The organism is Streptomyces sp. NPDC087310 (assembly GCF_044744405.1).
GTDB lineage: Bacteria > Actinomycetota > Actinomycetes > Streptomycetales > Streptomycetaceae > Streptomyces.
In genome coordinates, this window is sequence record NZ_JBIUYF010000002.1 from 424,140 (window position 1) to 447,086 (window position 22,947).

Below are 22,947 nucleotides of genomic sequence, written 5' to 3' on the forward strand. Positions count from 1 at the left end.
ACCCCTTCCCATGCACGCAGACATCTCCCGTGACACCTTCAGGCCCGAGCTCCACTACTCGGCCGTGATCGCGCAGCAGGGCCGCGTCCAGCTCGACGCGGACGCCAACGAACAGGCCGCGATCCAGCTCGCCCAGGCCCGTACCGTCGCCGCCGACCTGATCGGGCAGCACGGCGGACCGCGCGACGCCACCGGCTTCGCGGTGGGCTTCGTGCCGGGCAGCCGGGAGCTGGACGACCTGACGATCGGGGGCGGTCGCTACTACGTGGACGGCATCCTGCTGGACGCGACCCGCCCCGAGCCCGGCGTCCCGGTCGCGGACGACGAGCCCGGAAAGCCCGCGGCCGAGGACACCGACGACGGCCAGGACGGCGCCGGGGCCCCGGCGCCCGCCGCGCCGCAGCCGCCGGCCGGCTGGACGTACTGGGACCAGCCGGACGCGTACCGCGACCCGGAGCGCCCCGGCGACCGGCTGCCCGCCCAATTCCCCTATCTGGCCTATCTGAAGGTGTGGGAGCGCTCGGTCACGGCGGCCGAGGACCCGCTGCTCCGCGAGGTGGCGCTGGGCTCCGCGCTGCCGGACACGGCGGCCCGGCTCAAGGTCGTCTGGCAGGTACTGCCGCTGCCCGGCGCCGAGTTGGAGCTGGAGACGGCCGACGGATCGCCCCAGGGCCAGGACGAGGTCCGCGCGGCGTTCGCCCGGTGGGTGGCGGCGCAGGCGCCGACGGCCCGGATGGCGGCGCGCAGCCGCCGGCCGGAGCACGCGGACGACGAACCGTGCCTGGTGAAGCCGGACGCCCGCTACCGGGGGCCGGAGAACCAGATGTACCGCGTGGAGATCCACGAGGGCGGCACGGCGAAGGAGGCGACGTTCAAGTGGTCGCGGGAGAACGGCTCCGTGACCTTCGCCGTCGACGAACTCGACGGTACGTGGGTGGAGTTGGCCTCCCTCGGCAGTGACGACAAACTCGACCTGAACGTGGGCGACCTGGTCGAGTTCACCGACACCGGTGCCATCGGCCGGGGCGAGCCGCTGCCGCTGCTGCGGGTGGAGGAGGTCGACCTGCCGGGCCGGCGCGTACGGCTCTCCGGTGAGCCGGACCGTCACATCGGACGGCGCCCCGAACTCCACCCGTTCCTGCGGCGCTGGGACCACCGGCCGGTCCCGCGCCACACCGGGAGCGGCGGTACGGGAGGGTCCGGCCGCACGAAGCAGGGCGCGGGGAGGACGCGCGGCGGCGCGCTGCGGATCGAGGAGGGCGGCTGGCTGCCGCTGGAGGACGGCGTTCACGTGTACTTCGAGCCGGGGAAGACGTACCGCTCCGGTGACTTCTGGACCGTTGCCGCGCGTACGGCCACGGGCGACGTCGAGTGGCCTACGGACGCGGCCCGCCGGCCGCTGCTGCGCTCCCCGCACGGGATCGGGACGCACTACGCGCCGCTGGCCTGGGTGCTCAGCGAGAGCGCGGTGACCGATCTGCGGCTGGCGTTCGGACCGCTGGCCGCGCCGGTCCCGGCGGCGAGCGAGGCGGAACTGGCCGCGGAGCGCGCGGCGGAGGAGGAGACCGTGGCGGCGGAACGGGCCGCGGCCGACGCGGCGACGCGGCCCGCCGACGCCGGCACCGGCACCGACGCAGGCACCGAGGCTCCGGGGAGCGAGGAACAGCCGGGGAACTGACGACCCGCCGCGCGGAACACAGCACAGCTCGCGACACACACTCACGACACACAGCACACAGCACACAGCACACAGCACACCGGAAGATCCGTGAAGGAGCACCACGATGGCCACGCCTCTGACCGCCGCCAGACTGCTCAAAGCCCTCCGTGACGAGGGGCTGACCGTCGTCGAACACCGGAGCTGGCGTACCCACAACCGCAACCACAAGGGTGCCTGGGGGCCGATGCACGGGGTGATGATCCATCACACCGTCACCTCCGGCACCCAGAGCTCCGTCGAACTCTGCTACAACGGCCACTCCTCGCTGCCGGGCCCGCTCTGCCACGGGGTGATCGCCAAGGACGGTTCGGTCCATCTCGTCGGCAACGGCCGGGCCAACCACGCCGGTCTCGGCGACGACGACGTGCTGCGCGCGGTGATCAACGAGACGGCGCTGCCCGCCGACAACGAGGCCAACACCGACGGCAACCGCTATTTCTACGGCTTCGAGTGCGTCAACCTGGGCAACGGTACGGACCCGTGGCCGGCCGCCCAGCTCGAAGCGATCGAGAAGGCCGCGGCGGCGATCTGCCGTGCGCACGGCTGGAGTCAGCGTTCGGTGATCGGTCACAAGGAGTGGCAGCCCGGGAAGATCGATCCGCGCGGCTTCACGATGGACTCGATGCGGAGCCGGATCGGCAGCCGGCTCGGCGGCAAGCCCGACGGCCCCTCAACGCCTCCGGCCAAGCCCCCGGCCCGGTACGAGCCGTTCCCCGGGGCGGCGTTCTTCGCGGCCGGGCGGCACAGCGCGGTCGTCACGGCGATGGGCAAGCGGCTGGTGGCGGAGGGGTGCGGGCGGTATCAGGTCGGGCCCGGCCCCGACTGGTCGGAGGCCGACCGCGCCTCGTACGCCGCGTGGCAGCGCAAGCTGGGGTACGAGGGCGGCGACGCCGACGGCATCCCGGGCAAGGCGAGCTGGGACCGTCTCAAGGTCCCCCAGGTCTGACCGACGCGTCCGCCGGCCGGCGCCACCGCCGAGGCGGCCCGCCCGGCGGACGACGCCCCGGTCCCGTCCGCCCCCCGGTCCCGCTCAGCCCTGGGCCCGCAGCCGCCGCCATACGGCCTTCGCCGCGTTGTGCCCGGACATGCCGTGCACCCCGGGGCCGGGCGGCGTCGCGGAGGAGCAGAGGAAGACCGCGGGGTGGGCGGTGGCGTACGGGAAGAGGGAGATCTTGGGGCGCAGCATGAGCTGGAGCCCGGAGGCGGCGCCGCACGCGATGTCCCCGCCCACGTAGTTGGCGTTACGGGCGGCCAGCTCGGGCGGGCCCGCGGTGGCGCGGGCCAGGACGCGGTCGCGGAAGCCGGGCGCGAAGCGTTCGATCTGCCGCTCGACGGCGTCCGTGAGGTCGCCGTCCCAGCCGTTGGGGACGTGGCCGTACGCCCAGAAGACGTGCTTGCCCTCGGGCGCGCGTGAGGCGTCGACCAGGCTGGGCTGGGCGGTGATCAGGAACGGTGTGCCGGGCGCCTGCCCGCCGGACGCCTGGCGCAGGGCGAGCCCGATCTCCCCGCTGGTGGGGCCGATCTGGACCGTACCGGCGCGGCGGGGCTCCTCGGCGGTCCACGGGACGGGCCCGTCCAGGGCGTAGTCGATCTTGAAGGTGCTCGCACCGTAGCGGTAGCCGTCGTAGACCCTGCCGAGGCCGGCGATCCTGGCGAGCGCGGTCGGCGAGGTGTCGAAGACGTACGCACGGGCGGGCGGCAGGTCGTCCAGCCGCTTGACCTCGTACCCGGTGTGGATCGTGCCCCCCAGGTCGCCGAGGTACGCGGCGAGCGCGTCGGAGATCGACTGGGAGCCGCCGCGCGGCACGGGCCAGCCGCCCGCGTGCGCGGCGAGGGCGAAGATCAGGCCGACGGCGCCGGTGGCGAGGCCGTCGAGCGGGGCGATCACATGGGCGACGAGCCCGGCGAACAGGGCCTTCGCCCGCTCGTCGCGGAAGCGGCGCGTCAGCCAGGTCGACGGGGGCAGTCCGGTGAGGCCGAAGCGGGCGAGGGTGACGGGGTCGCGGGGCAGCGCGGTCAGCGGCAGGGACATGAAGTCCCGCGCCAGGGTGTCCCACTTGCCGAGGTAGGGCGCGACGAGCCGCCGGTACGCGCCGGCGTCGCGCGGGCCGAACGAGGCGGCCGTCTCGGAGACGGAGCGGGACAGCACGGCGGCCGTCCCGTCGTCGAAGGGGTGCGCCATGGGCAGGTCAGGGTGGAGCCAGTCCAGGCCGTACCGGGCGAGCGGCATGGTCTTGAAGACGGGCGAGCCGATCCCCAGGGGGTGTACGGCGGAACACGGGTCGTGACGGAATCCGGGGAGGGTCAGCTCTTCCGTCCTGGCCCCGCCGCCCACCGTGTCCTTGGCCTCGAACACGGCCACGGAGAACCCCCGCCTGGCCAGCTCGACGGCGGCGGTCAGCCCGTTGGGTCCCGCCCCCACGACGACGGCATCGAGCATCGACGTCACCTCGGACTCCTTCATCAGCCGGTGACAAGGAAGCCCAGGATATTCCCGGGCACCGACAGCCCGAAGGCGGGTACGGTCCGCACACGATGAATGACGCGACGAGTGACGCGACGAACGAGGCCAGGGACGGGGCGAGGGACGGGGCGACGGAGGCGAAGGTCCTGGCCATGGCCGCCCGGCTGGCCTCGGTACGCGGGGTACGCGCGGTGTCGCTCGGCGGCAGCCGCGCCCGGGGGACGCACCACCCCGGCTCCGACTGGGACCTGGGGGTCTACTACCGGGGCGCGGTGGACGTACCCGCGCTGGCGGCGCTGGCCGCCGAGGTGACCGGCTCCCCCGTCGAGGTCGCGGGCCCCGGCGGCTGGGGCCCCTGGGTCGACGGGGGCGCCTGGCTGAGGGTGGACGGGGTGCCGGTGGACTGGATCCTGCGCGACCTGGACCGGGTGGAGCGGGTCTGGGAGGAGTGCCGTCAGGGCCGTTACGAGGTGGGCACGCAGCCGGGGCATCCGCTCGGGTTCTGGTCGCCCGCGTACGCCGGTGAGGTCGCGCTCTGCCGCGTACTGGCGGATCCGCACGGCGAGTTGACCGCGCTGCGCACGGCGGCGGGGAGCTATCCCGAGCCGCTGCGCGCCGCGCTCACCGGGGCCGTGTGGGAGGCGGACTTCTCGGTCGCCGCGGCCCGTAAGGTGACGCGGGCGGGGGTGCGGGACCCGCTGTTCGTGTCGCTGTGCCTGTCCCGGGCCTTCGGCGTCCTCGTCCAGGGCCTGCTCGCGCACCACCGGCTGTGGTGTCTCAACGAGAAGGGCTCCGTGGCGGTGGCCGCCGCCCTGCCGGACACACCGCCGGACTTCGCTGACCGGGTCGCGCGGGCCCTGGCGGCGCCGGCCCCGGAGGCGGTGGCGGAGGCCGCCGCGCTGGTGCGCGAGACGGTGGCCGTCCTGGAGACCGTACGGGACGGGTGAGGCGGCGGCCTGCGCGCGCATCTGCCCCGCCGGTCCCGCGCCCCGGACCCCCGCGGCCCCGGCTCAGACACCGGCCAGCAGCCGCTCCCGTACCCGCTCCGCCGTGGCCCGGTCCCTCGCGGCCGTGAACGGGAGCGCGTTGCCTCCCGTGATGCGGTACGGCTCACCGGTCAGCGTCGCGTGCGTGCCGCCCGCCTCCGTCACCAGCAGCAGGCCCGCCGCGTGGTCCCACGCCAGCTCCCAGCTGAAGGCCACCGCGTCGAGCGAGCCCCGCGCCACGGCCAGGTACTCCAGCCCCGCCGCGCCGCACGGCCGGGCGTCGATCCCCTCCGTCCGCAGCCCCAGCAGGGCGCGCTTCTGCTCGGGCGTGGTGTAGTCCGGGTGGGACGTCGCGACCCGCAGGGGCGCGGCCTCGTCGGGCGGCCCCGGGCGCAGCGGGACGCCGTCGAGGACGGCGCCCCGGCCGCGTACCGCGATCGCCATCTCGTCCAGCGCCGGCGCGTACGTCCACGACGCCACCAGTTCGCCGCCCTGCGCGAGGGCGACCAGGGTGCAGAAGCCGTCCTCGCCGCGGATGAACTGGCGGGTGCCGTCGACCGGGTCCACGATCCACACGGGCGCCTCGCCGCGCAGCGCCTCGTACCGCGCCGGGTCGGCGTGGACGGCCTCCTCGCCGACCACGGCGGAGCCGGGGAGCAGCGCGGTGAGCGCGGCGGTGAGGTGCTCCTCCGCGCGGCGGTCCGCGATGGTCACGAGGTCGTGCGGGGCGCTCTTCTCGGTGATCTCGTGCGCGGCGAGCCGCCGGTGGCGTGGCATGATCTCGGCCGCCGCCGCCTTGCGTACCGCCTCCTCCACGGCGGAGACCTGGACGGCCTGAGCCGTCCCGCGCAGGGGAACCGTTCCGTACACCGAGTCGTCGACCATGTGTCCAGCCAATCATGGACCGCTGACATCCGGCGCCCGGGGCGGGTGCGGGGGCGTGGGGCCGGTCAGCGGCCCACGGCGTATCCCTGCATGCCGCGCGGGTTGGCGGCGGCGGAGAGGATGCCGGTCGCCGGGTCCCTGGCGACGGCGCAGAGCCGCCCCTCCGACCAGGCGTCCCCGACGGTGACGTCATGGCCGCGGCGGCGTAGTTCCGCGACGACGCCGGGGTCCATGCGCTCCTCCACGGTGACGCTGCCCGGGTGCATCGCGCGCGGGTAGAAGGAGCCGGGGAAGCTGTCGTTGTGCCAGTTGGGGGCGTCGATGGCGCCCTGGAGGTCGAGTCCGCCGCGGACGGGGGCGCGCAGCGCGAGCGCGAGGAAGAAGTGGAGCTGCCACTGGTCCTGCTGGTCGCCGCCGGGGGTGCCGAAGGCCACCACGGGGGTGCCGTCGCGCAGGGCGAGGGACGGGGTGAGGGTGGTGCGGGGGCGGCGGCCGGGGGTCAGGGAGTTCGGCAGGCCGGGGTCGAGCCAGGCCATCTGGAGGCGGGTCCCGAGGGGGAAGCCGAGTCCGGGGACGACGGGGTTGGACTGGAGCCAGCCGCCGCTGGGGGTGGCGGCGACCATGTTGCCCCAGCGGTCGACGATGTCGAGGTGGCAGGTGTCGCCCCGGGTGGCGCCGTCCTTGGCGACGGTGGGTTCGCCCGCGCCCGCCGCCGGGACGCCCGGTGACGCGAGGCCGGGTTCGCCCGCGGCGACGGCGCGCGCGTGGTCGCTGAGCACGGGCGCGCGCCCGTCCGGGCTGCCGGGGCGCAGCTCGTACGAGGCCCGCTCGCCGATCAGTGCGCGGCGGGCGGTGTTGTACGGCTCGGAGAGCAGGGTGTCGAGCGGTACGGGGGCGGCGTCGCCGTACCAGGCTTCCCGGTCGGCCATGGCGAGCTTGCACCCCTCCACCAGGAGGTGGACGTAGTCGGCCGAGCCGTAGCGGGGCAGGTCGGCGGCGCGGGCGGGCAGCAGGGCGAGCTGCTGGAGGAAGGCGGGCCCCTGGCTCCAGCCGCCCGCCTTGCAGAGGGTCCAGCCGTTCCAGTCGTAGGTGACGGGCGCTTCGTACGGGGCGGACCAGTCGGCCAGATCGGCGGCGGTGAGGGTGCCGGTGTGGTGGGAGCCGCTGGTGTCCATGGTGGGGCGGGCGGACTGGGCGAGCAGCGCCTCGGCGATGAAGCCGGTGCGCCAGATCTCCCGGGCGGCCTCGATCTCGGCGGTACGGTCGCCGGATCCGGTGGCCTCGGCCTCCGTGATCAGCCGGCGCCAGGTGGCGGCGAGCGCGGGGTTGCGGAACAGCTCCCCGGGGGCGGGCGCCTTACCGCCGGGGAGGTAGACGTCGGCGGAGGTGGTCCACTCGGTCTCGAAGAGTTCGCGGACGGTCTCGACGGTCAGGCCGATCCGTTCGACGGGCGCGTGGCCGTCCTCGGCGTATCCGACGGCGTACCGCAGCACCTCGGCGAGGGACTTGGTGCCGTGGTCGCGCAGCAGCACCATCCAGGCGTCGAAGGCGCCGGGCACGGCGGCGGCGAGCGGTCCGGTGCCGGGGACGAGGCCGAGCCCGAGGGAGCGGTAGTGCTCGATGGTGGCGCCCCGGGGCGCGGGGCCCTGTCCGCAGAGCACGCGGACCTCGCCGCCGGCCGGGGCGAGGATGATCGGCACCTCGCCGGCGGGGCCGTTGAGGTGCGGCTCCACGACATGGAGGACGAAGCCGGCGGCGACGGCCGCGTCGTAGGCGTTGCCGCCGTCCTCCAGGACGGCCATCGCGGACTGTGAGGCGAGCCAGTGCGTGGAGGACACCATGCCGAAGGTGCCCTGGAGAGTCGGCCGGGTTGTGAACATACCGTTCCTCACCTGCGCTTGTGTCGAAGTCCATCGGGCCGATCAGTGCTCACGACACCCTGGGGGAGTCTCCGGGGAGTGGTGGCCAGGGTTCTCGTTCGCCTGATCGGCGAGCAGACTATCGATCACCTGTCGTCCCATCCGCCCCGCCTCCGGATCACGGGCCCCGAACCCCGGCCCCCGAACCCCGGCCCCCCGGACGGTAAATGGGTTGAGGCGCGCGGACTCCCGGCGTAGCGTGCGGTGCATGGGTTCCCTGTGACAGTCCCCGTGCGACCGCGTTGAGCTCGGCTCCGCCGTCGCACGTTCTCCTCCGCGTCTCCCCTCTTCCCGGGATGCCTGCTGCTCCGGCGTGCCGCGTGGAGTGTTCCGGCGTACGCGGATGCGTCCACCGACCCGTTCCGATCGGCCTGGCCGAGAACAGGGGCTCCTCCATGTTTGCCGCACAACTATCTCTTCAGAACGTCACCCGCCGCTACGACGACCATGTCGTGCTGGACGACGTGTCCTTCACCGTCAAGCCCGGCGAGAAGGCCGGCATCATCGGTGACAACGGGGCGGGAAAATCAACCCTGTTGCGTCTGATCGCCGGTCAGGACCGGTCCGACAACGGTGAGTTGACCGTGGTCGCGCCGGGCGGGGTCGGCTATCTCGCCCAGTCCCTGGCGCTCTCCCCCGAGGCCGACGTCCAGGACGCGGTGGATCTGGCCCTCGCCGATCTGCGTGACCTCGAAGCGCGGATGCGGCGCGCCGAGGCCGGGTTGGAGGGCCTGGCGGGTGCGGAACTCGACGCCGCGCTGGACGCCTACGCCCGTCTGGTCGCCCGGTTCGAGGCGCGCGACGGGTACGAGGCGGATGTCCGGGTGGAGGGCGCTCTGCACGGGCTCGGCCTGCCGCACCTGGACCGCACCAGGGCCCTGGGGACCCTGTCCGGCGGTGAGCGGTCGCGGCTGGCGCTGGCGGCCACGCTGGCGTCCCAGCCGGAGCTGCTGCTGCTGGACGAGCCGACCAACGATCTCGACGACCGGGCGGTGGGCTGGCTGGAGGCGCACCTGCGAGCGCACCGCGGCACCGTGCTCGCGATCACGCATGACCGGGTGTTCCTGGAACGGGTCACCACCACGATCCTGGAGGTCGGCGAGGGCAGGGTGACGCGTTACGGCGACGGCTACGACGGCTATCTCGCGGCCAAGGCCGCCGAGCGGCGGCGCCGTCTGCGGCAGTACGCGGACTGGTGCGCGGAGTTGGCCCGCAACCGGGAGCTGGCCGCCACGAACGTGGTACGGCTGGAGGCGATCCCGCGCAAGCTGCCGTTCGCCGTGTTCGGTCACGGTGGCTTCCGTACCCGCGGCCGTGGGCACGGGGCGATGTCCCGTATCCGTAACGCCAAGGAGCGCGTGGAGCGGCTGACGGACCGGCCTGTCGCGCCGCCGCCCGACCCGCTGGTGTTCGCCGCCCGGATGACCACCGCCGAGGAGAAGGCGCCGCAGGCGGCGGAGCTCACCGGCGTCCGGGTCGGCGGCCGGCTGGACGTGGCGTCGCTGCGGATCGGCGGCGAGGAGCGGCTGTTGGTCACCGGGCCCAACGGGGCGGGCAAGACGACGCTGATGCGGGTTCTGGCGGGGGAGCTGCGGCCCGATGAGGGGACGGTGCGTACCTGGGGCCGGGTCGGGCATCTGCGGCAGGAGGAAACTCCGTGGCCGCCGGGCCTGACGGTTCCGCAGGCGTTCGCCCGTGGCCGTGGCGGCGACCTGGACGAGCACACCGACCGTCTTCTGTCGCTCGGTCTGTTCGGCCCCGCCGATCTGCGCCTGAGGGTGGGCGAGTTGTCCTACGGGCAGCGGCGGCGCGTCGAACTGGCCCGTCTGGTCAGTGACCCCGTCGACCTGCTGCTGCTGGACGAGCCCACCAACCATCTCTCCCCCGGCCTGGTCGAGGAGCTGGAAGGAGCGCTGGCCGGCTATCGGGGCGCGGTGGTCGTCGTCACGCACGACCGGCGTATGCGCGCCCGCTTCACCGGCACCCACCTGGAGCTGGCCGCCGGCCAGGTGGCACAGCGCCAGGAGGCCGCGATGCGCTGACCCCGACGCTCCTCCGTGTGCCCGTCGTGATGTCCCGGCACTTGTGTCACAGATCGTCGACAACGCAACCGGGCGGGCGGGTTCCCGCTCTTCGAGAGCGGGCCGACAGCCCCTGTCCGCCGCCCGCACCAGCCGAGGAGACATCTGCTGTGTCCGAGACATCCGCTTCCGTGATCCGGCGCTTCCGTGGCCGGGCCATGGGACTCGCCGTGGCCGGTACGGCCCTCGCCCTCACCGCCCCGCTCCCTGCGTCGGCCGTGACCGGCCAGGCCCGTGCCGCCGCGGCGGACCCGGTCTCCGTCCTGAAGTACACCGCCGAGGAGCGCAAGGGAGCCCTGGCCTACTGGACACCGGCGCGGATCAAGGCCGTCGGCAGGTCGGTGGACCTCGGGCCGACCGGGCCGAAGGCCAAGCCGTACCGGGGCACCCCTCTGAAGACGGTGGGCAGGCTCTTCTTCGTCAACGCCAACGGCGCCGACACCTGGTGCACGGCCACCGCGGTGAAGAGCGCCAACAGGTCGGCCGTGATGACCGCGGCCCACTGCGTGCGCCGGGGCTCCTCCCCCTACAACACCAGCGTGGACATGGTGTTCGTGCCCGGCTACGGCAAGGGCAGGATGCCGTACGGCACGTTCGCGGTCCGCAGCGCCGCGACCCCGCGTGCCTGGGTGGAGGACTCCACCGACGACCTGGCCGCCCTGACCGTCGACACCGACAAGAAGGGCCGCAAGCTCACCGATGTCGTCGGCGGCCAGGACATCGCCTTCAACCGCGCCGTCGGCGGCACCGTCTCCGCCCTCGGCTACCCGGCCACCAGCCCGCAGCGCGGCGAGGAGCTCCTGCGCTGCGTCGGTACGGCGAAGAAGGAGCACGGCACGCAGGTCATCCCCTGTAGCCTGAGCGGCGGCGCCAGCGGCGGCCCCTGGCTGGCCGGTTTCGACACCACCACCGGCAAGGGCGTCCTGATCTCGGTCAACTCCGCGCTCGACTCCACGGCCCCGACCAAGATGTACGGGGAGATCATGGGAGCCACGGCGAAGAAGGTGTACGACCGGGCTCAGAAGAGCTGACGCGGCCGACGCTGACGCGGCCGACCGCGCGCCGTCCGGCCGACCGGAGATCCGCCGGGCGGCGTCCGAGCAGGAAAGAACATCACGTTGCCGTTCACACTGTCCCACCCCGCGGCGGTGCTGCCGCTGATGCGCCGGCCCTTCGTCCCGGCCGCTCTGGTCGCGGGTGCCATGGCCCCTGATGTGCCGTACTTCCTGGCCGTCGTCGGTGTGTCCGAGACCAGCTCCCAGGACTGGTACGGGCCGCTCCTCAACGCCACGCTGACCCACTCGCCCGGTGTGGCCTGCTGGCCGCCCTGCCGTGTGCCCTCGCTCTCGTCGTCGCCCAGGTGACCGAGGTGGACTACAGCCGGCCCACCACCGTCGACCTGGGCGGCGGCGCGAGCGAGACCACCTATCCCTCGCGGACGGTCCGGGCCCCGTGGGGGTCCCTCGCCGAAGGGGTGCTCACCGGGGTCGCCAAGAGAGCGGGCGCCTCGTTCGCGGTCGTCCTGGTGCTGTACTCCGTCACCTGGCGGATCACCGCCCTCTCGCGCCGCTCCGTCCCCTCGTCCGGTGCGCGGGACGCTTCTACCCGAGGTACCTGAGGGCGGGCATGTCGACGTAGGTCCTGCCGCCGAGGTGGACGGTGACACTGCCCGCGGGGTTGTCGGGGATGATCCGGGGGGAGTCGCCGCCGCCGATGGTGACACGCAGCTTCTCGCCGGGTTTGAACTGCCAGTGGGTCTGGCCGAGCGCGATCGTGTACTGCGTCGGCGCGCCCGGGGTGACGGGCCTGGCCTTCTCCAGGCTGTCCCGCAACTGGGCCCGTAGGTAACCCGTTTCGATCGGCAGGACGCGGCCGTCGGGAAGGACGGTCTCCAGCTTGCTGACGAAGTAGGTGTCCTCGGCGCTGATGGACGCGTTCAGATGGAGCGTGACCGGTCCGGCGAGTGTGGTGTTCGCGGTGAAGGCCGGGAGGGTGAAGGTGGCCCGGTTGGTCGCGTAGTTGCCGTTGGGCAGGGCGCCGTTCCGTTCGGCCGGGGCCTGGTTCTGGCCCGGGTCGTAGGGCAGGGTTCCGGTGACGTCGGCCGAGGGGCCGTCGATCGGATTGACCTGATAGCGGAGCCCCCTGGCCGCGGGAGCGCTTGCGGCGAGTGCGCCGTCCGCCGTCGGGTACAGGCGCGTGCCGGACGCCGATGCCGGGGGCCACGTGCGGTGCCCTTCCCACCTGCCCGACGCCTTGGCGGAGGTGGACGCGTAACTGATCACCCGGTCCGGGGGCAACTGTGCCCCCGGGCGCTTGGCCAGCCAGTGGTCGAACCATTGCAGGACGACGGAGGCCGAGATCGCGTTCGGGAGGTCCACGCCGTGGGTGACCGGATCGGTGCCCGGGACGTGCAGGAACCCGCCGTGGGTCCAGGGCCCGTTCAGCAGCCAGGTCTTCCGGGGCCGCTGCTCCAGTGCGTCGAAGCCGCCGTTCTTGAAGATGTCGAAGTAGCCGCCGATGTGCAGTGCCGGAACCTCGACGTCGCGCAGTTTGTCGGTGGTGACCGCCTGCTTCCAGTACGCGTCGTACAGCGGGTGCCGCTGGAAGCCGCGCAGTGTGTTCGTGTGGTCCTCCGGGCTGATGACCGGGCCGCTGTTGGCCCACCAGGCGCCGTTGACCGAGGGCACTCCGCCGGGGTACACCCACTCCGCGTAGATGTCGGTCGGGGAGACGATGGGGATGATGGCGCGCAGGTGCGGCGGCTTCAGCGCGGCGGCGCGGTAGGACGTGATGGAGCCGTAGCTCTCCCCCATCTGGCCGACGTCCCCGGTCGCGTAGGGCTGTCGCGCCAGCCACTCGATGAGGTCGTAGTTGTCGGTGGTCTCCTTGGGCTGGAACCACGAGGGGAAGGTGCCTGTCGAGTTGCCCGATCCCCGGACGTCGCAGCTCAGTACGTTGTAGCCGCGTTCGGCCAGGTAGCCGGCCCTCGGTCCGCTGGCGATCCTGAGGTACGGCGTGAAGTCGGCCATGACGCTCGGGTGCCTGGCGGTGTCGGCCGTGCCGTCATGGCCCGGCCGGTAGAGGTCGCAGGCGATACGGGTGCCGTCGCGCATGGGCACCCGTATCTGTGAGCGGACGCTCTCGTACTCGGCCGGCCGGTCGTAGCGGAGCCAGTCGTGGATGGCCCGGGGGGCCGGCGAGTCGAGCAGTCCGGGCGTGACGGCCCGGGCCGGTGCCGCGTCGGTGGAGTTCGCCGGGGCCGAGGCGAATCCGGCCAGGGTCAGCGCGGTCGCCATCGTGGCGGCGAGCGCTCCGATTCTCCGCCGTCGGGGAAGACGTGTCACAGCGTCGCTCCAGGGGGGATCGAACTCTCGGGTACGTAAACGCGTACGCTAGTACCGCACAATGAACCGGTCAACGGCCGCGGCGACAGCGTCCCGCGCACCCGTGAACCGTCGGCCTTTGGCCGACGGGTGCGCCGGACGGGGCGGTCAGTGCGACTCGCGGCTCACCTCCGAGCCGCTGGACCCGAGCAGGAAGTCCAGGTCGGCGCCGGTGTCGGCTTGCAGGACATGGTCGACGTAGAGCCGTTCCCAGCCGCGCCGGGGGTTGGCGAAGCCGGTGACGGTGGCCTCGTTCGGGGTTCTGCGGGCGAGTTCATGGGCCGGGACGTCGAGGTCGATACGGCGGGCCTCCGCGTCGAGGCTGATGACATCCCCCGTCCGTACCAGGGCGAGGGGGCCGCCGGCCGCGGCCTCCGGTGCCACGTGCAGGACGACCGTGCCGTAGGCCGTTCCGCTCATCCGGCCGTCGCACACCCGGACCATGTCGCGGACACCCTGTTCGAGCAGCTTCTTGGGCAGCGGCATGTTCGACACCTCCGGCATGCCGGGGTACCCCTTGGGGCCGCAGCCGCGCAGGACGAGGACGGAGTCGGCGTCGACATCGAGGTCCGGGTCGTCGACGCGGGCGTGGAAGTCCTCGATGCTGTCGAACACGACCGCCCGGCCGCGGTGGCGCAGCAGGTGCGGCGAGGCCGCCGCAGTCTTGATGAGCGCTCCGTCGGGTGCGAGGTTGCCCCGCAGGACGGCGATGCCGCCCTCGGCGACCAGGGGCGCGGAGCGGGTACGGATGACCTCGGTGTCCCAGATCGGTGCGTCGTCGAGATGGTCCACCAGCGGCGTGCCGGTGACGGTCAGCGCGTCGGGGTCGAGCAGGTCACGGACCTCGCGCAGGACGGCGAGCAGACCTCCCGCGCGATGGAAGTCGTCCATGAGGAAGCGGCCGGCCGGCTGGAGGTCCACGAGGACCGGCACATGTGAGCCGATCCGGTCGAAGTCGTCGATGGTCAGCTCGACCCCGAGCCGGCCGGCGATCGCCAGCAGATGGACGACGGCGTTGGTGGAACCGCCGACGGCGGCCAGCGCCACGATCGCGTTGTGGAAGGACGCCTTGGTCAGGAAGGTGCCGGGGCGCCGGTCGGCGGACACCATCTCCACCGCGAGCCGGCCGGTGCCGTGAGCGGCCTCCAGCAGGCGGCTGTCGGGGGCGGGGGTGCCGGCGACACCGGGGACGACCGTGCCCAGGGCCTCGGCCACCAGGGCCATCGTCGAGGCGGTCCCCATCGTGTTGCAGTGGCCCCGGCTGCGGATCATCGACGACTCGGAGCGGGTGAACTCCTCCTGGGAGAGCGTGCCGGCCCTGACCTCCTCGGAGAGCCGCCACACATCGGTGCCGCACCCCAGCGGCGTGCCGCGGAAGGTCCCGGTCAGCATCGGGCCGCCGGGCACCACGACGGCGGGCAGGTCCACCGAGGCGGCGGCCATGAGGAGCGACGGAATGGTCTTGTCGCAGCCGCCGAGCAGGACGACGCCGTCGACCGGGTTGGCCCGGAGCATCTCCTCCGTCGCCATCGCGGCCATGTTGCGCCAGAGCATGGCCGTGGGCCGCATCTGTGTCTCGCCGAGCGACACCACGGGCAGATCCAGCGGGATGCCGCCCGCCTCGTACACCCCGTCACGGATCGAGCGCGCCACCTCGCCCAGGTGCGCGTTGCAGGGGGTCAGGTCCGAGGCGGTGTTGGCGATGGCGATCTGCGGACGGCCGGTGAAGGCGTCCCCCGGCGCGCCGCGGCGCATCCAGGCCCGGTGGATGTAGGCGTTGCGGTTCTGACCCGCGTACCACTGTGCGCTGCGGAGCCTCGTCATGGAGCCCCTTCCAATAATCGACACGGCGGTCTAATTTTTGGAGCGTGGTGAATGGGAACGTGGTGAAGCTGATGAAGCTTACGCAGGCGTTCGACGGATCGACAGACCACGGCGGACCGGCGGAGTCCGGCGGATCGGCGGAGCCCGGCGCGTCGATCTCACCGGCGACGCCCTCCCGCTCCGTGCGGGCGTTCGTGCTGACGGCACCCGGGGAGTACGCGGTACGGGAGGTCCCGGCCCCGGTGGCGGCCCCGGGCGAAGCCGTCGTCGAGGTCGAGCGGGTCGGTGTGTGCGGCACCGACGTGGAGTTCTTCACCGGCGCGATGGCCTACCTCCACCAGGGGCACTCCGCCTACCCGATACGGCTCGGCCACGAGTGGGCCGGGCGGGTCGCGGCGGTCGGCGCCGGGGTCGACCCCGGGTGGGTGGGCCGGCGGGTCATGGGCGACACCATGCTCGGCTGCGGTGTCTGCCGGCGCTGCCGCCGGGGTCACCAGCATGTGTGCGCGAAGCGGCAGGAGGTCGGCATACGCGGGGCGCGGGCCGGCGCGCTCGCGGAGCAACTCGCCGTGCCCGTCTCCTCGTTGCATGTCCTGCCCGACTCCGTCGACGCCGTGCTCGGCGCGCTGGTCGAGCCGGGCGGCAACGCCCTGCGCGCGGCGCGGGCCGCCGCGCCGCGTCCCGGCGACCGGACGCTGGTGCTCGGTCCGGGGACGATCGGCCTGCTGGTCGCGATGTTCCTCCGGGCCGCCGGTGCGGAGGTGCATCTGATGGGCCGCGCCGACAACTCCCTCGCCTTCGCCCGCGCGTCGGGCTTCGCGGACGTGTGGACGGAGGAGACGGTCCCGGATCTGCCGTTCGACGCGGTCGTCGATGCCTCGAACGCGGCGCATCTGCCCGCTCTGGCGCTGGAGTTGGTCGAGCCGGCCGGGCGCCTCGTGTACGTGGGGCTGTCCGGTGAGCCGAGCGGGATCGACACCCGCGCGCTCGCGCTCAAGGACGTGACCGCGGTGGGCGTCCTGTCCGCCTCCCCCGGTCTGGACGACACCATCCGCGCGTACGCCGACGGGTCCGTCGACCCGCGACCGCTCGTCGCCGCGACCGTCGGCCTGGAGGAGGCCGGAGCCGTACTCGCCGGAGAGCGCCCGGCCGGCGCCGGACCGGGACCGAAGATCCACGTCGACCCGCGGGCGGGGTGACCGGCGGCACGATTCCCTAGGAGCCGTCCGTGGAGCGCTGTTCGTCGGCCGGTACGAGGATGAGGTCGAAGAAGCGGTTGAGGGGCTCGATGATGTCGAGTTCCTTGTTGAGCAGCCACTGCGACTGCAGACCGTGCAGTACGGCCTGGAGGAGGGCTGCCGCGCTGTCCGGGTCCAGCCCTTCCCGCAGCCTCCCCTGCGCCGCGCGTTCCCGCATGGCCTGGGTCGCGTGGAGGCGCACGCGTTCGTAGCGGTCGAAGAAGTACGCGTGGGCGGGATGGTCGGGGCGCGAGGCCGCGGCGCTGAGTTCCGCCCACAGGCGCATCAGCTCGGGCGTCTTCTGATGCCCGAGCAGAATCTTCGCGAGGTACCGCACGGGCGAGGCCGGGTCGTCGCCTGCACCGTCACCGTCCCCCTCGCCTTCGCCGCCGTCCTCACCGCCGCCCTCACCGCGGGCTGCGGCTCCGGCCCCGGCTCTGGCTTCGGTGAAGGCGAATTCCCACTCCTCGTCGTCGCGTTGCGCGAGGACGGCGGTGAGCAGTTCGTCCTTGTTCCGGAAGTGGTGGAGCACGGCGGCATGGCTGATGCCGGCCCGCTTCGCGATGTCCCGGAGAGAGGCCGCCGCGTGACCGTGTTCGACGAAGCTGTCGCGTGCCGCACGGATGATGTCCGCCCGCCGGGCCGCCGTTTTCGCATACGGCCCCCGCACCTTTGCCCGGTCCACGTCACGTCCCCTCGCTGGTGGCCGCGCCTGTCGACGGCGGCCGGGTCGGGTTCCCATCGGAGCTGATCCTGGCACCGTAACGCCCCCGCTCCAAAACATCCAGATGGTCAAGATTCGGGTGGGACGCGACCTGGCCGCACCTCGGTCGAAAGATAACGCTCTGGTCAAGAACGCCGCACACCCCCTTCCCGGCCACTCTCACCCGCGCCTACGTTCCACGAGCGAAATCCAACCGCCTGGTAAGTGTTGCCGAGTCAACACGTTCGAGACGCAGCGTGCCGGTTCAGGTGGTCCTGTGCCGCGCCTGTGTCCGGCGTCGAGGAACCGACCGCGAGGCGGCCGGCAGGAGCCCCGGGGTGGTGTCAGCCGCATGCGGCGCACCGGCCCGGTCCGTACGGGACAAAGGGAATCCACATGACGCGCATTCGATCCAACGACCCGCGACCGCGGTTCCGGACACGGCCCGCGGCTGCGATCACGGCGGCGCTGCTGGCGTTGACCGCGTGCGGCGGAGGGACGGAGGGCTCGTCCTCTCCCGGTGGCACGACGCTCTCCCTGGCCATCCAGGCCACTCCGAACTCCTTCGATCCGGCCCAGATCAACGACGGGCAGGCGGCCTATGTCTGGAGCGCCCTGTACGACACGCTGCTCCACACCGACAACAAGGGCGAGTTGAAGCCCAACGCGGCCGAGAGCTGGACGTACAGCGCCGACGGGCTGGCCCTCACGCTGAAGCTGCGCCCGGGGATGAGGTTCAGCTCGGGCGTGGCGGTGGACGCCGCCGCGGTGAAGGCGACCATGGAACGCACCCTGACCACGCCCGGACCGGAGCAGACCCTGTTGCGCTCCGTCCGGGCGGTGGAGACTCCCGCCGCCACGACGGTGGTGATCCGGCTGAAGAAGCGGGACAGCACGCTGCTGTCCAGCCTGTCGATGGGAGCGGGGGTGATCGGCGACCCCGCGACGATGGCCGGAAAGGGCGCCGTGCTCAACCCGGTCGGTTCGGGTCCCTACGTCCTCGACAAGGCGACGGTGACCGGCTCGACGTACGTACTCAAGCGGCGGGACGACTACTGGAACGCGAAGGCATATCCGTTCCGGACCGTCACGATCAAGGTGATCGCGGATCCCACCGCCGCCTTCAACGCGCTGCGGGCCGGGCAGCTCAACGCCGGTTCGGTCGCCCCCGAGTACGCCCGCCAGCTCACGGCGGCCGGCTTCCGCACCACGCTCGTCAAGGCCACGGCGGTGGCGGATCTGATCCTCGCCGACCGGGCGGGCACCGTGCTCGAACCTCTCGCGGACCCGCGGGTGCGGCGGGCGGTCAACATGGCGTTCGACCGGCCGAAGATCGCCGGGCAACTGCTGAAGGGCGTCGCACGGCCGACGGTCCAGGTGTTCAACCCCATGGGCCCGGCCTACGACGCCGCGCTCGACAGGACCTACCCCTTCGACCCCGCGGCCGCGAAGAAGCTGCTGGCCGAGGCCGGGTACCCGAACGGGTTCTCCGTGACGATGCCGGGCTTCGTCTACACCAAGACGTTCGAGCCGACCGTCACGCAGGCACTCGGCACCATCGGGATCAAGGTGAAGTGGACGCCGGTGCCCGCGCAGAACATCTTCTCGGCGATCACCTCGAAGAAGTACCCGATGTTCCTCTTCGTCGACGGAATCAGCACCACTCCGCGCGAGGCGGGCAACAACTTCTCCCCGAGCGGCTACCTGAACCCCTTCCACTCCACGGACCCCGAACTCACCGAGCTGCTGGAGCGGGCGGAGAGCGAGCTCGACCCGACGAAGGCGGCGGACGCCTACCGGAAGGTCAACGCGTTCGTGGTCGAGGAGGCGTGGAACGCGCCGATCTCCTTCCTCGGCAACAACTGGGCCACCAAGGGCGTCGAGTACCTCGGCAACGGGACCAACGTCAACAGCACCATCAGGGCGTTCGGCGTCTCCGGCCGGCCCGAGTGAGTTCCCGGACAGCGGAGGCGCCCGACGCGCGCCCGGAACCACCTTCCGTCGGCCCTGGTCCGAAGGAGCACCGTCCATGATCTCCTACGTGTCGCGCCGGCTCGGGACGAGTCTGGTGCTCACCGTCCTCGTCTCCATGATCACGTTCTTCCTTCTGAGTAACTCCTTCGACGGCATCGTCCGAAGCATCCTCGGCACCGCCGCCACGTCCGCGACGGTCCAGGCGAAGAAGGCCGAGATGGGCATGGACCGTCCGGTGATCGTCCAGTACGCCGACTGGCTGTTCCACGCCGTCCGGGGCGACTTCGGCGTCTCGTACTTCACCGGCCAACCCGTCGGGACGGCCGTCGCCGACCACCTCACCGTCACCCTGTCCGTCGTCGTGACGGCCCTGCTCATCACCACCGCCATCAGCGTCGTCCTCGGTGTGCTGGCGGCCTCGCGCGGCGGTGTGATCGACCGGCTCGCGCAGGGCGCCTCGCTCTTCGGCTACATCGTGCCGAACCTGCTGCTCGCGATCGGGCTCGTCGTCGTGCTCGCCGTCGAGCTGGACTGGCTGCCGGCCACCGGCTACACGCCTTTCACCGAGAATCCGGGACGGTGGGCGGCCTCGATCGTCATCCCGGTGATCGCGCTGACGGTGGGCGGCGTCGCGAACCTGTCCGCCCAGATCCGCGGCGCCATGATCGGTGAGCTGCGCAAGGACTACGTCCGTACGCTGCGCACCCGCGGTCTCTCCCCCGGGTCGATCGTGCTGCGGCACGCCCTGCGCAACGCCGCGGGGCCGGCCTTCACCGTCCTGTCCCTGGAGTTCATCGGCATGCTCGGCGGCGCCCTCATCATCGAGAACGTGTTCGCGCTGCCGGGGATCGGCAGTTACTCCTTCTCCGCGGCCCTCCAGGGAGACGTCCCGATCATCATGGGTCTCTCCCTCTTCGGTGTCCTGTTCGTCGTGGGCGTCAACCTGGTCGTCGATGTCGTGAACGGCTGGCTCAACCCGAAGGCGAGGCTCCAGTGAGCGCCGACGACCTCGCGACCGTTCCGGAGCCGAGCACTCCGGAGCCGACCGTTCCGGAGGCGAGCGCTCCGGAGCCGACCGTTCCGGAGCCGACCGTTCCGCGGCGGCACTCGCCCCTGCGCAAGCTCCTCAAGGACCCGCAGGCCGTCATCACGACCGTCCTGCTGCTCGTCGTCGTCGCACTCGGCGTGCTGAGCCCCCTGCTCACCTCGCACGGCCCGAACCAGGCGTCACTGGACGCGATCAACGCCGGTCCGGGCAGTCCGGGCTACCCGCTCGGGGGCGACCAGAGCGGCCGCGACATCTTCTCGCGGCTTCTGCACTCCATCAACACCAGCATGATCGCCGGTCTGATCGGCACGGGCGTCTCCCTCCTCATCGGTGTCACGGCGGGGCTCGTCGGCGGATACTTCGGCCGCCGGGTGCGGACCGCCACCGACTGGGTGTTCAACCTCGTCATGGCCTTCCCCGGCCTGCTCCTGCTGATCGTGCTGCTTCCCCTGACGGGCGGCGACTACCGGGCCACCATGCTGATCTTCGGGGTGCTGTCGTCCACCGGCATCTTCCGTCTCGTACGCAACCTCGTGGTCGGGGTGAAGAACGAGCTGTTCGTGGACGCCGCGCGCGTCTCGGGCCTGACGAACGGACGCATCCTCGGCCGGCATGTGCTGTTCGTGATCCGGGGCCCGGTCATCATCGCGGCGGCGTTCCTGATGGGGTCGTCCATCAGCCTGCAGTCGGGGCTCGCCTTCCTCGGCCTCGGGTCGAACACCGTCCCCAGCTTCGGCCTGATGATCGCCGAAGGCTTCGTCAACCTCTATGAGAAACCGATGCAGTTCATCTGGCCGAGCCTGCTGCTCGGTGTCATCAACGCGTCGTTCGTCCTGCTGGGCAACGCGCTGCGGGACGCGCTCGACCGGGGCAGGCCGAAGGCGGTGCGGATCACCGCGTCCGCCCGGCGCCGAACCCCCGGAGGCTCCGGCGCCGGCGCACCGGCCGCCCATCTGCTGACGGTGGAGGACCTCGCCATCGCCTACCCGTCGCCCTCGGGCGAACTCCGCGAGGTCGTCAGCGGCGTCACCCTGAGCCTGGACGCGGGGGAAACCCTGGGCCTCGTCGGCGAGTCGGGGTCCGGGAAGACCCAGACCGCGTTCGCGCTCCTCGGTGTCCTGCCGTCGGAGGCGGTCGTCACCCGGGGCTCGATCCGGCTCGACGGACGCGAACTCCTGAACCTGGGCGAAGGCGAACTGCGCGCCCTGCGGGGCACGTCCGTGGCGTACGTACCGCAGGAACCCATGTCCAACCTGGACCCCTCGTTCACCGTGGGCTCGCAGCTCGTGGAGGGGCTGCGCGCCTCGCAGCGGTTGTCCCGGCGGGCCGCGCGCGAGCAGGTGCTCGGCCTGCTGGAGCGCGTGGGCATCCCGGACCCGCCGCGCACCTTCGACTCGTATCCGCACCAGATCTCCGGCGGCATGGCGCAGCGCGTGCTCATCGCCGGCGCCGTCGCGAGCCGCCCGAAGCTGCTCGTCGCCGACGAGCCGACGACCGCGCTCGACGTGACCGTCCAGGCGGAGATCCTGGACCTGCTGCGGGACCTGCGGAAGCAACTCGGCATGGCGGTGCTGCTCGTCACCCACAACTTCGGTGTGGTCGCGGACAGTTGCGACCGGGTCGCGGTCATGCGGCGGGGTGAGGTCGTGGAGACCGGGGATGCGTCGGGGATCTTCCGGACGCCACGGCATCCGTACACCCGGACGCTCCTGGGCTCCCTCCTCGACGAGGGCAGCGTGCGGTCCGATCCCCCGGCCGCGGCGACCGCGCCCGGCGCCGAGGAGCCCCCGGCCGGCCCGGCCGGGGCCCGTGACACGGCCGAGGCCCTTGAGGAGAAGACATCATGACGGCTCCCCTGCTCGACGTGGACGACCTGCGCGTGGCCTACTCCGGGCGCGGCTTCCGCGCCCGTCCGACGGAGATCCTCCACGGTGTGTCCCTGACCGTGGGGCAGGGCGAGACCCTCGGGCTCGTCGGCGAGTCCGGCTCCGGCAAGACGACCATCGGCCGCGCGGTGCTCGGCCTGGTGGCGCCGAGCGGCGGACATGTCCGGTTCTCGGGCGAGGACATCACCCGTGCCTCTCCGAAGGAGCGCCGCGCTCTCGCGCGCGACATCCAGGTCGTCTTCCAGGACCCGTACACCTCGCTCAACCCCTCGCTCACCGTGGGGGACATCCTCGTCGAGCCGCTCGTGGTGCGGGGGGCGGCCGCTCGGGACGCGCGGGCGCGGGTACGTGGCCTGCTCGACCAGGTGGGGCTGGCGAAGGACGCCTCGGAGCGGCTGCCCCGGGAGTTCAGCGGCGGTCAGCGCCAGCGCGTCGCGATCGCCCGCGCGCTGGCGCCCGAGCCGAGGCTGATCGTCTGCGACGAGCCCGTCTCCGCGCTGGACCTGACCACCCAGGCGCGGGTGCTCGACCTGTTCATCGACATCCAGCGGCGCACCGGGGTCGCGTATCTCTTCGTCTCGCACGACCTGGCGGTGGTGCGGCATGTGAGCCATCGGGTGAGCGTGGTCCACCGGGGCGACATCGTCGAGACCGGTCCCGCCGGCTTTGTCACCGCCACCCCCGAGCACCCGTACACGCGGCGCCTCCTGCTCGCCGCGCCCGTCGCGGATCCGGTCGAGCAGCGGCGGCGGCGCGCCGAGCGCCGGCGCCTGGCCGGGGCGGACGCCGGGCGGGAGGCGCGGCCGGGTGCGGCCTGACCGCGCGGCTCCCGCGAT

General features: G+C 72.5%; 18 protein-coding genes. 12 read left to right on the forward strand and 6 right to left on the reverse strand.

Features of this window, described 5'->3' with window-relative positions; translation table 11 throughout:
- The first annotated feature begins 10 nt into the window (after positions 1–10).
- Positions 11–1,678, forward strand: a complete 1,668-nt coding sequence (locus ACIO3P_RS07715; RefSeq protein ID WP_401848554.1) for a DUF6519 domain-containing protein — start codon at positions 11–13, stop codon at positions 1,676–1,678.
- 106 nt (positions 1,679–1,784) lie between these two features.
- Complete coding sequence (locus ACIO3P_RS07720; protein ID WP_329827941.1) at positions 1,785–2,666, forward strand: peptidoglycan-binding protein; 882 nt, start codon at positions 1,785–1,787, stop codon at positions 2,664–2,666.
- An 84-nt stretch (positions 2,667–2,750) separates the two neighbouring features.
- Here the strand turns inward: ACIO3P_RS07720 and ACIO3P_RS07725 are convergent, their stop codons facing one another.
- On the reverse strand, positions 2,751–4,169 hold the full coding sequence (locus ACIO3P_RS07725; protein WP_401848553.1) for a phytoene desaturase family protein: 1,419 nt from the start codon (positions 4,167–4,169) through the stop codon (positions 2,751–2,753).
- 167 nt (positions 4,170–4,336) lie between these two features.
- On the opposite strand from ACIO3P_RS07725, the gene ACIO3P_RS07730 reads away from it, so the two are divergent.
- The gene (locus ACIO3P_RS07730; protein ID WP_329828138.1) at positions 4,337–5,131 is read left to right on the forward strand and encodes a nucleotidyltransferase domain-containing protein; all 795 of its coding nucleotides are present in this window, start codon (positions 4,337–4,339) and stop codon (positions 5,129–5,131) included.
- 63 nt (positions 5,132–5,194) lie between these two features.
- Here the strand turns inward: ACIO3P_RS07730 and ACIO3P_RS07735 are convergent, their stop codons facing one another.
- Both ACIO3P_RS07735 and ACIO3P_RS07740 read right to left on the reverse strand, forming a co-directional pair.
- On the reverse strand, positions 5,195–6,055 hold the full coding sequence (locus tag ACIO3P_RS07735; RefSeq protein WP_329827943.1) for an inositol monophosphatase family protein: 861 nt from the start codon (positions 6,053–6,055) through the stop codon (positions 5,195–5,197).
- Between the two features lie 65 nt (positions 6,056–6,120).
- A complete protein-coding gene (locus tag ACIO3P_RS07740; protein WP_401848550.1) occupies positions 6,121–7,935 on the reverse strand; it encodes a gamma-glutamyltransferase family protein in 1,815 nt (604 codons plus the stop codon).
- 434 nt (positions 7,936–8,369) lie between these two features.
- On the opposite strand from ACIO3P_RS07740, the gene ACIO3P_RS07745 reads away from it, so the two are divergent.
- From ACIO3P_RS07745 to ACIO3P_RS07760, 4 genes are all read left to right on the forward strand, one after another.
- Positions 8,370–10,016 carry a TlrC/CarA/OleB/SrmB family ABC-F type ribosomal protection protein gene (locus ACIO3P_RS07745; protein ID WP_401848549.1) on the forward strand — a complete coding sequence of 549 codons (1,647 nt, stop codon included), beginning with the start codon at positions 8,370–8,372 and terminating at the stop codon, positions 10,014–10,016.
- A 149-nt stretch (positions 10,017–10,165) separates the two neighbouring features.
- On the forward strand, positions 10,166–11,086 hold the full coding sequence (locus tag ACIO3P_RS07750) for a trypsin-like serine peptidase (protein WP_401848547.1): 921 nt from the start codon (positions 10,166–10,168) through the stop codon (positions 11,084–11,086).
- A gap of 87 nt (positions 11,087–11,173) precedes the next feature.
- The gene (locus ACIO3P_RS07755; RefSeq protein WP_401848546.1) at positions 11,174–11,419 is read left to right on the forward strand and encodes a DUF4184 family protein; all 246 of its coding nucleotides are present in this window, start codon (positions 11,174–11,176) and stop codon (positions 11,417–11,419) included.
- Between the two features lie 5 nt (positions 11,420–11,424).
- Complete coding sequence (locus ACIO3P_RS07760) at positions 11,425–11,673, forward strand: hypothetical protein (RefSeq protein WP_401848545.1); 249 nt, start codon at positions 11,425–11,427, stop codon at positions 11,671–11,673.
- Here the strand turns inward: ACIO3P_RS07760 and ACIO3P_RS07765 are convergent.
- Positions 11,657–13,399: a CocE/NonD family hydrolase gene (locus tag ACIO3P_RS07765; RefSeq protein WP_401848543.1), complete on the reverse strand. Its 1,743-nt coding sequence runs from the start codon at positions 13,397–13,399 to the stop codon at positions 11,657–11,659. The genes ACIO3P_RS07760 and ACIO3P_RS07765 overlap by 17 nt on opposite strands.
- A 147-nt stretch (positions 13,400–13,546) precedes the next feature.
- Complete coding sequence (locus ACIO3P_RS07770; RefSeq protein WP_329827949.1) at positions 13,547–15,262, reverse strand: IlvD/Edd family dehydratase; 1,716 nt, start codon at positions 15,260–15,262, stop codon at positions 13,547–13,549.
- A gap of 182 nt (positions 15,263–15,444) precedes the next feature.
- Here ACIO3P_RS07770 and ACIO3P_RS07775 point away from each other — a divergent pair, with 182 nt between their 5' ends.
- Positions 15,445–16,461 (forward strand): zinc-binding dehydrogenase, encoded by a 1,017-nt coding sequence (locus ACIO3P_RS07775; protein ID WP_401848845.1) that lies wholly within the window; start codon positions 15,445–15,447, stop codon positions 16,459–16,461.
- Between the two features lie 16 nt (positions 16,462–16,477).
- On the opposite strand, the gene ACIO3P_RS07780 is transcribed toward ACIO3P_RS07775, so the two are convergent.
- Positions 16,478–17,185 (reverse strand): TetR/AcrR family transcriptional regulator, encoded by a 708-nt coding sequence (locus tag ACIO3P_RS07780; protein WP_401848542.1) that lies wholly within the window; start codon positions 17,183–17,185, stop codon positions 16,478–16,480.
- Positions 17,186–17,599: 414 nt separating this feature from the next.
- Here ACIO3P_RS07780 and ACIO3P_RS07785 point away from each other — a divergent pair, with 414 nt between their 5' ends.
- The 4 genes from ACIO3P_RS07785 to ACIO3P_RS07800 all read left to right on the forward strand — a co-directional run bounded on the left by ACIO3P_RS07785 (position 17,600) and on the right by ACIO3P_RS07800 (position 22,929).
- Complete coding sequence (locus ACIO3P_RS07785; protein ID WP_401848540.1) at positions 17,600–19,156, forward strand: ABC transporter substrate-binding protein; 1,557 nt, start codon at positions 17,600–17,602, stop codon at positions 19,154–19,156.
- A 76-nt stretch (positions 19,157–19,232) separates the two neighbouring features.
- Positions 19,233–20,174, forward strand: coding sequence for an ABC transporter permease (locus ACIO3P_RS07790; RefSeq protein ID WP_401848539.1), 942 nt, complete (start codon positions 19,233–19,235; stop codon positions 20,172–20,174).
- Positions 20,171–22,072, forward strand: coding sequence for a dipeptide/oligopeptide/nickel ABC transporter permease/ATP-binding protein (locus tag ACIO3P_RS07795; protein ID WP_401848538.1), 1,902 nt, complete (start codon positions 20,171–20,173; stop codon positions 22,070–22,072). Before ACIO3P_RS07790 ends, ACIO3P_RS07795 begins: the two co-directional genes overlap by 4 nt.
- On the forward strand, positions 22,069–22,929 hold the full coding sequence (locus ACIO3P_RS07800; protein ID WP_329827954.1) for an ATP-binding cassette domain-containing protein: 861 nt from the start codon (positions 22,069–22,071) through the stop codon (positions 22,927–22,929). Before ACIO3P_RS07795 ends, ACIO3P_RS07800 begins: the two co-directional genes overlap by 4 nt.
- The last annotated feature ends 18 nt before the right edge of the window (positions 22,930–22,947 follow it).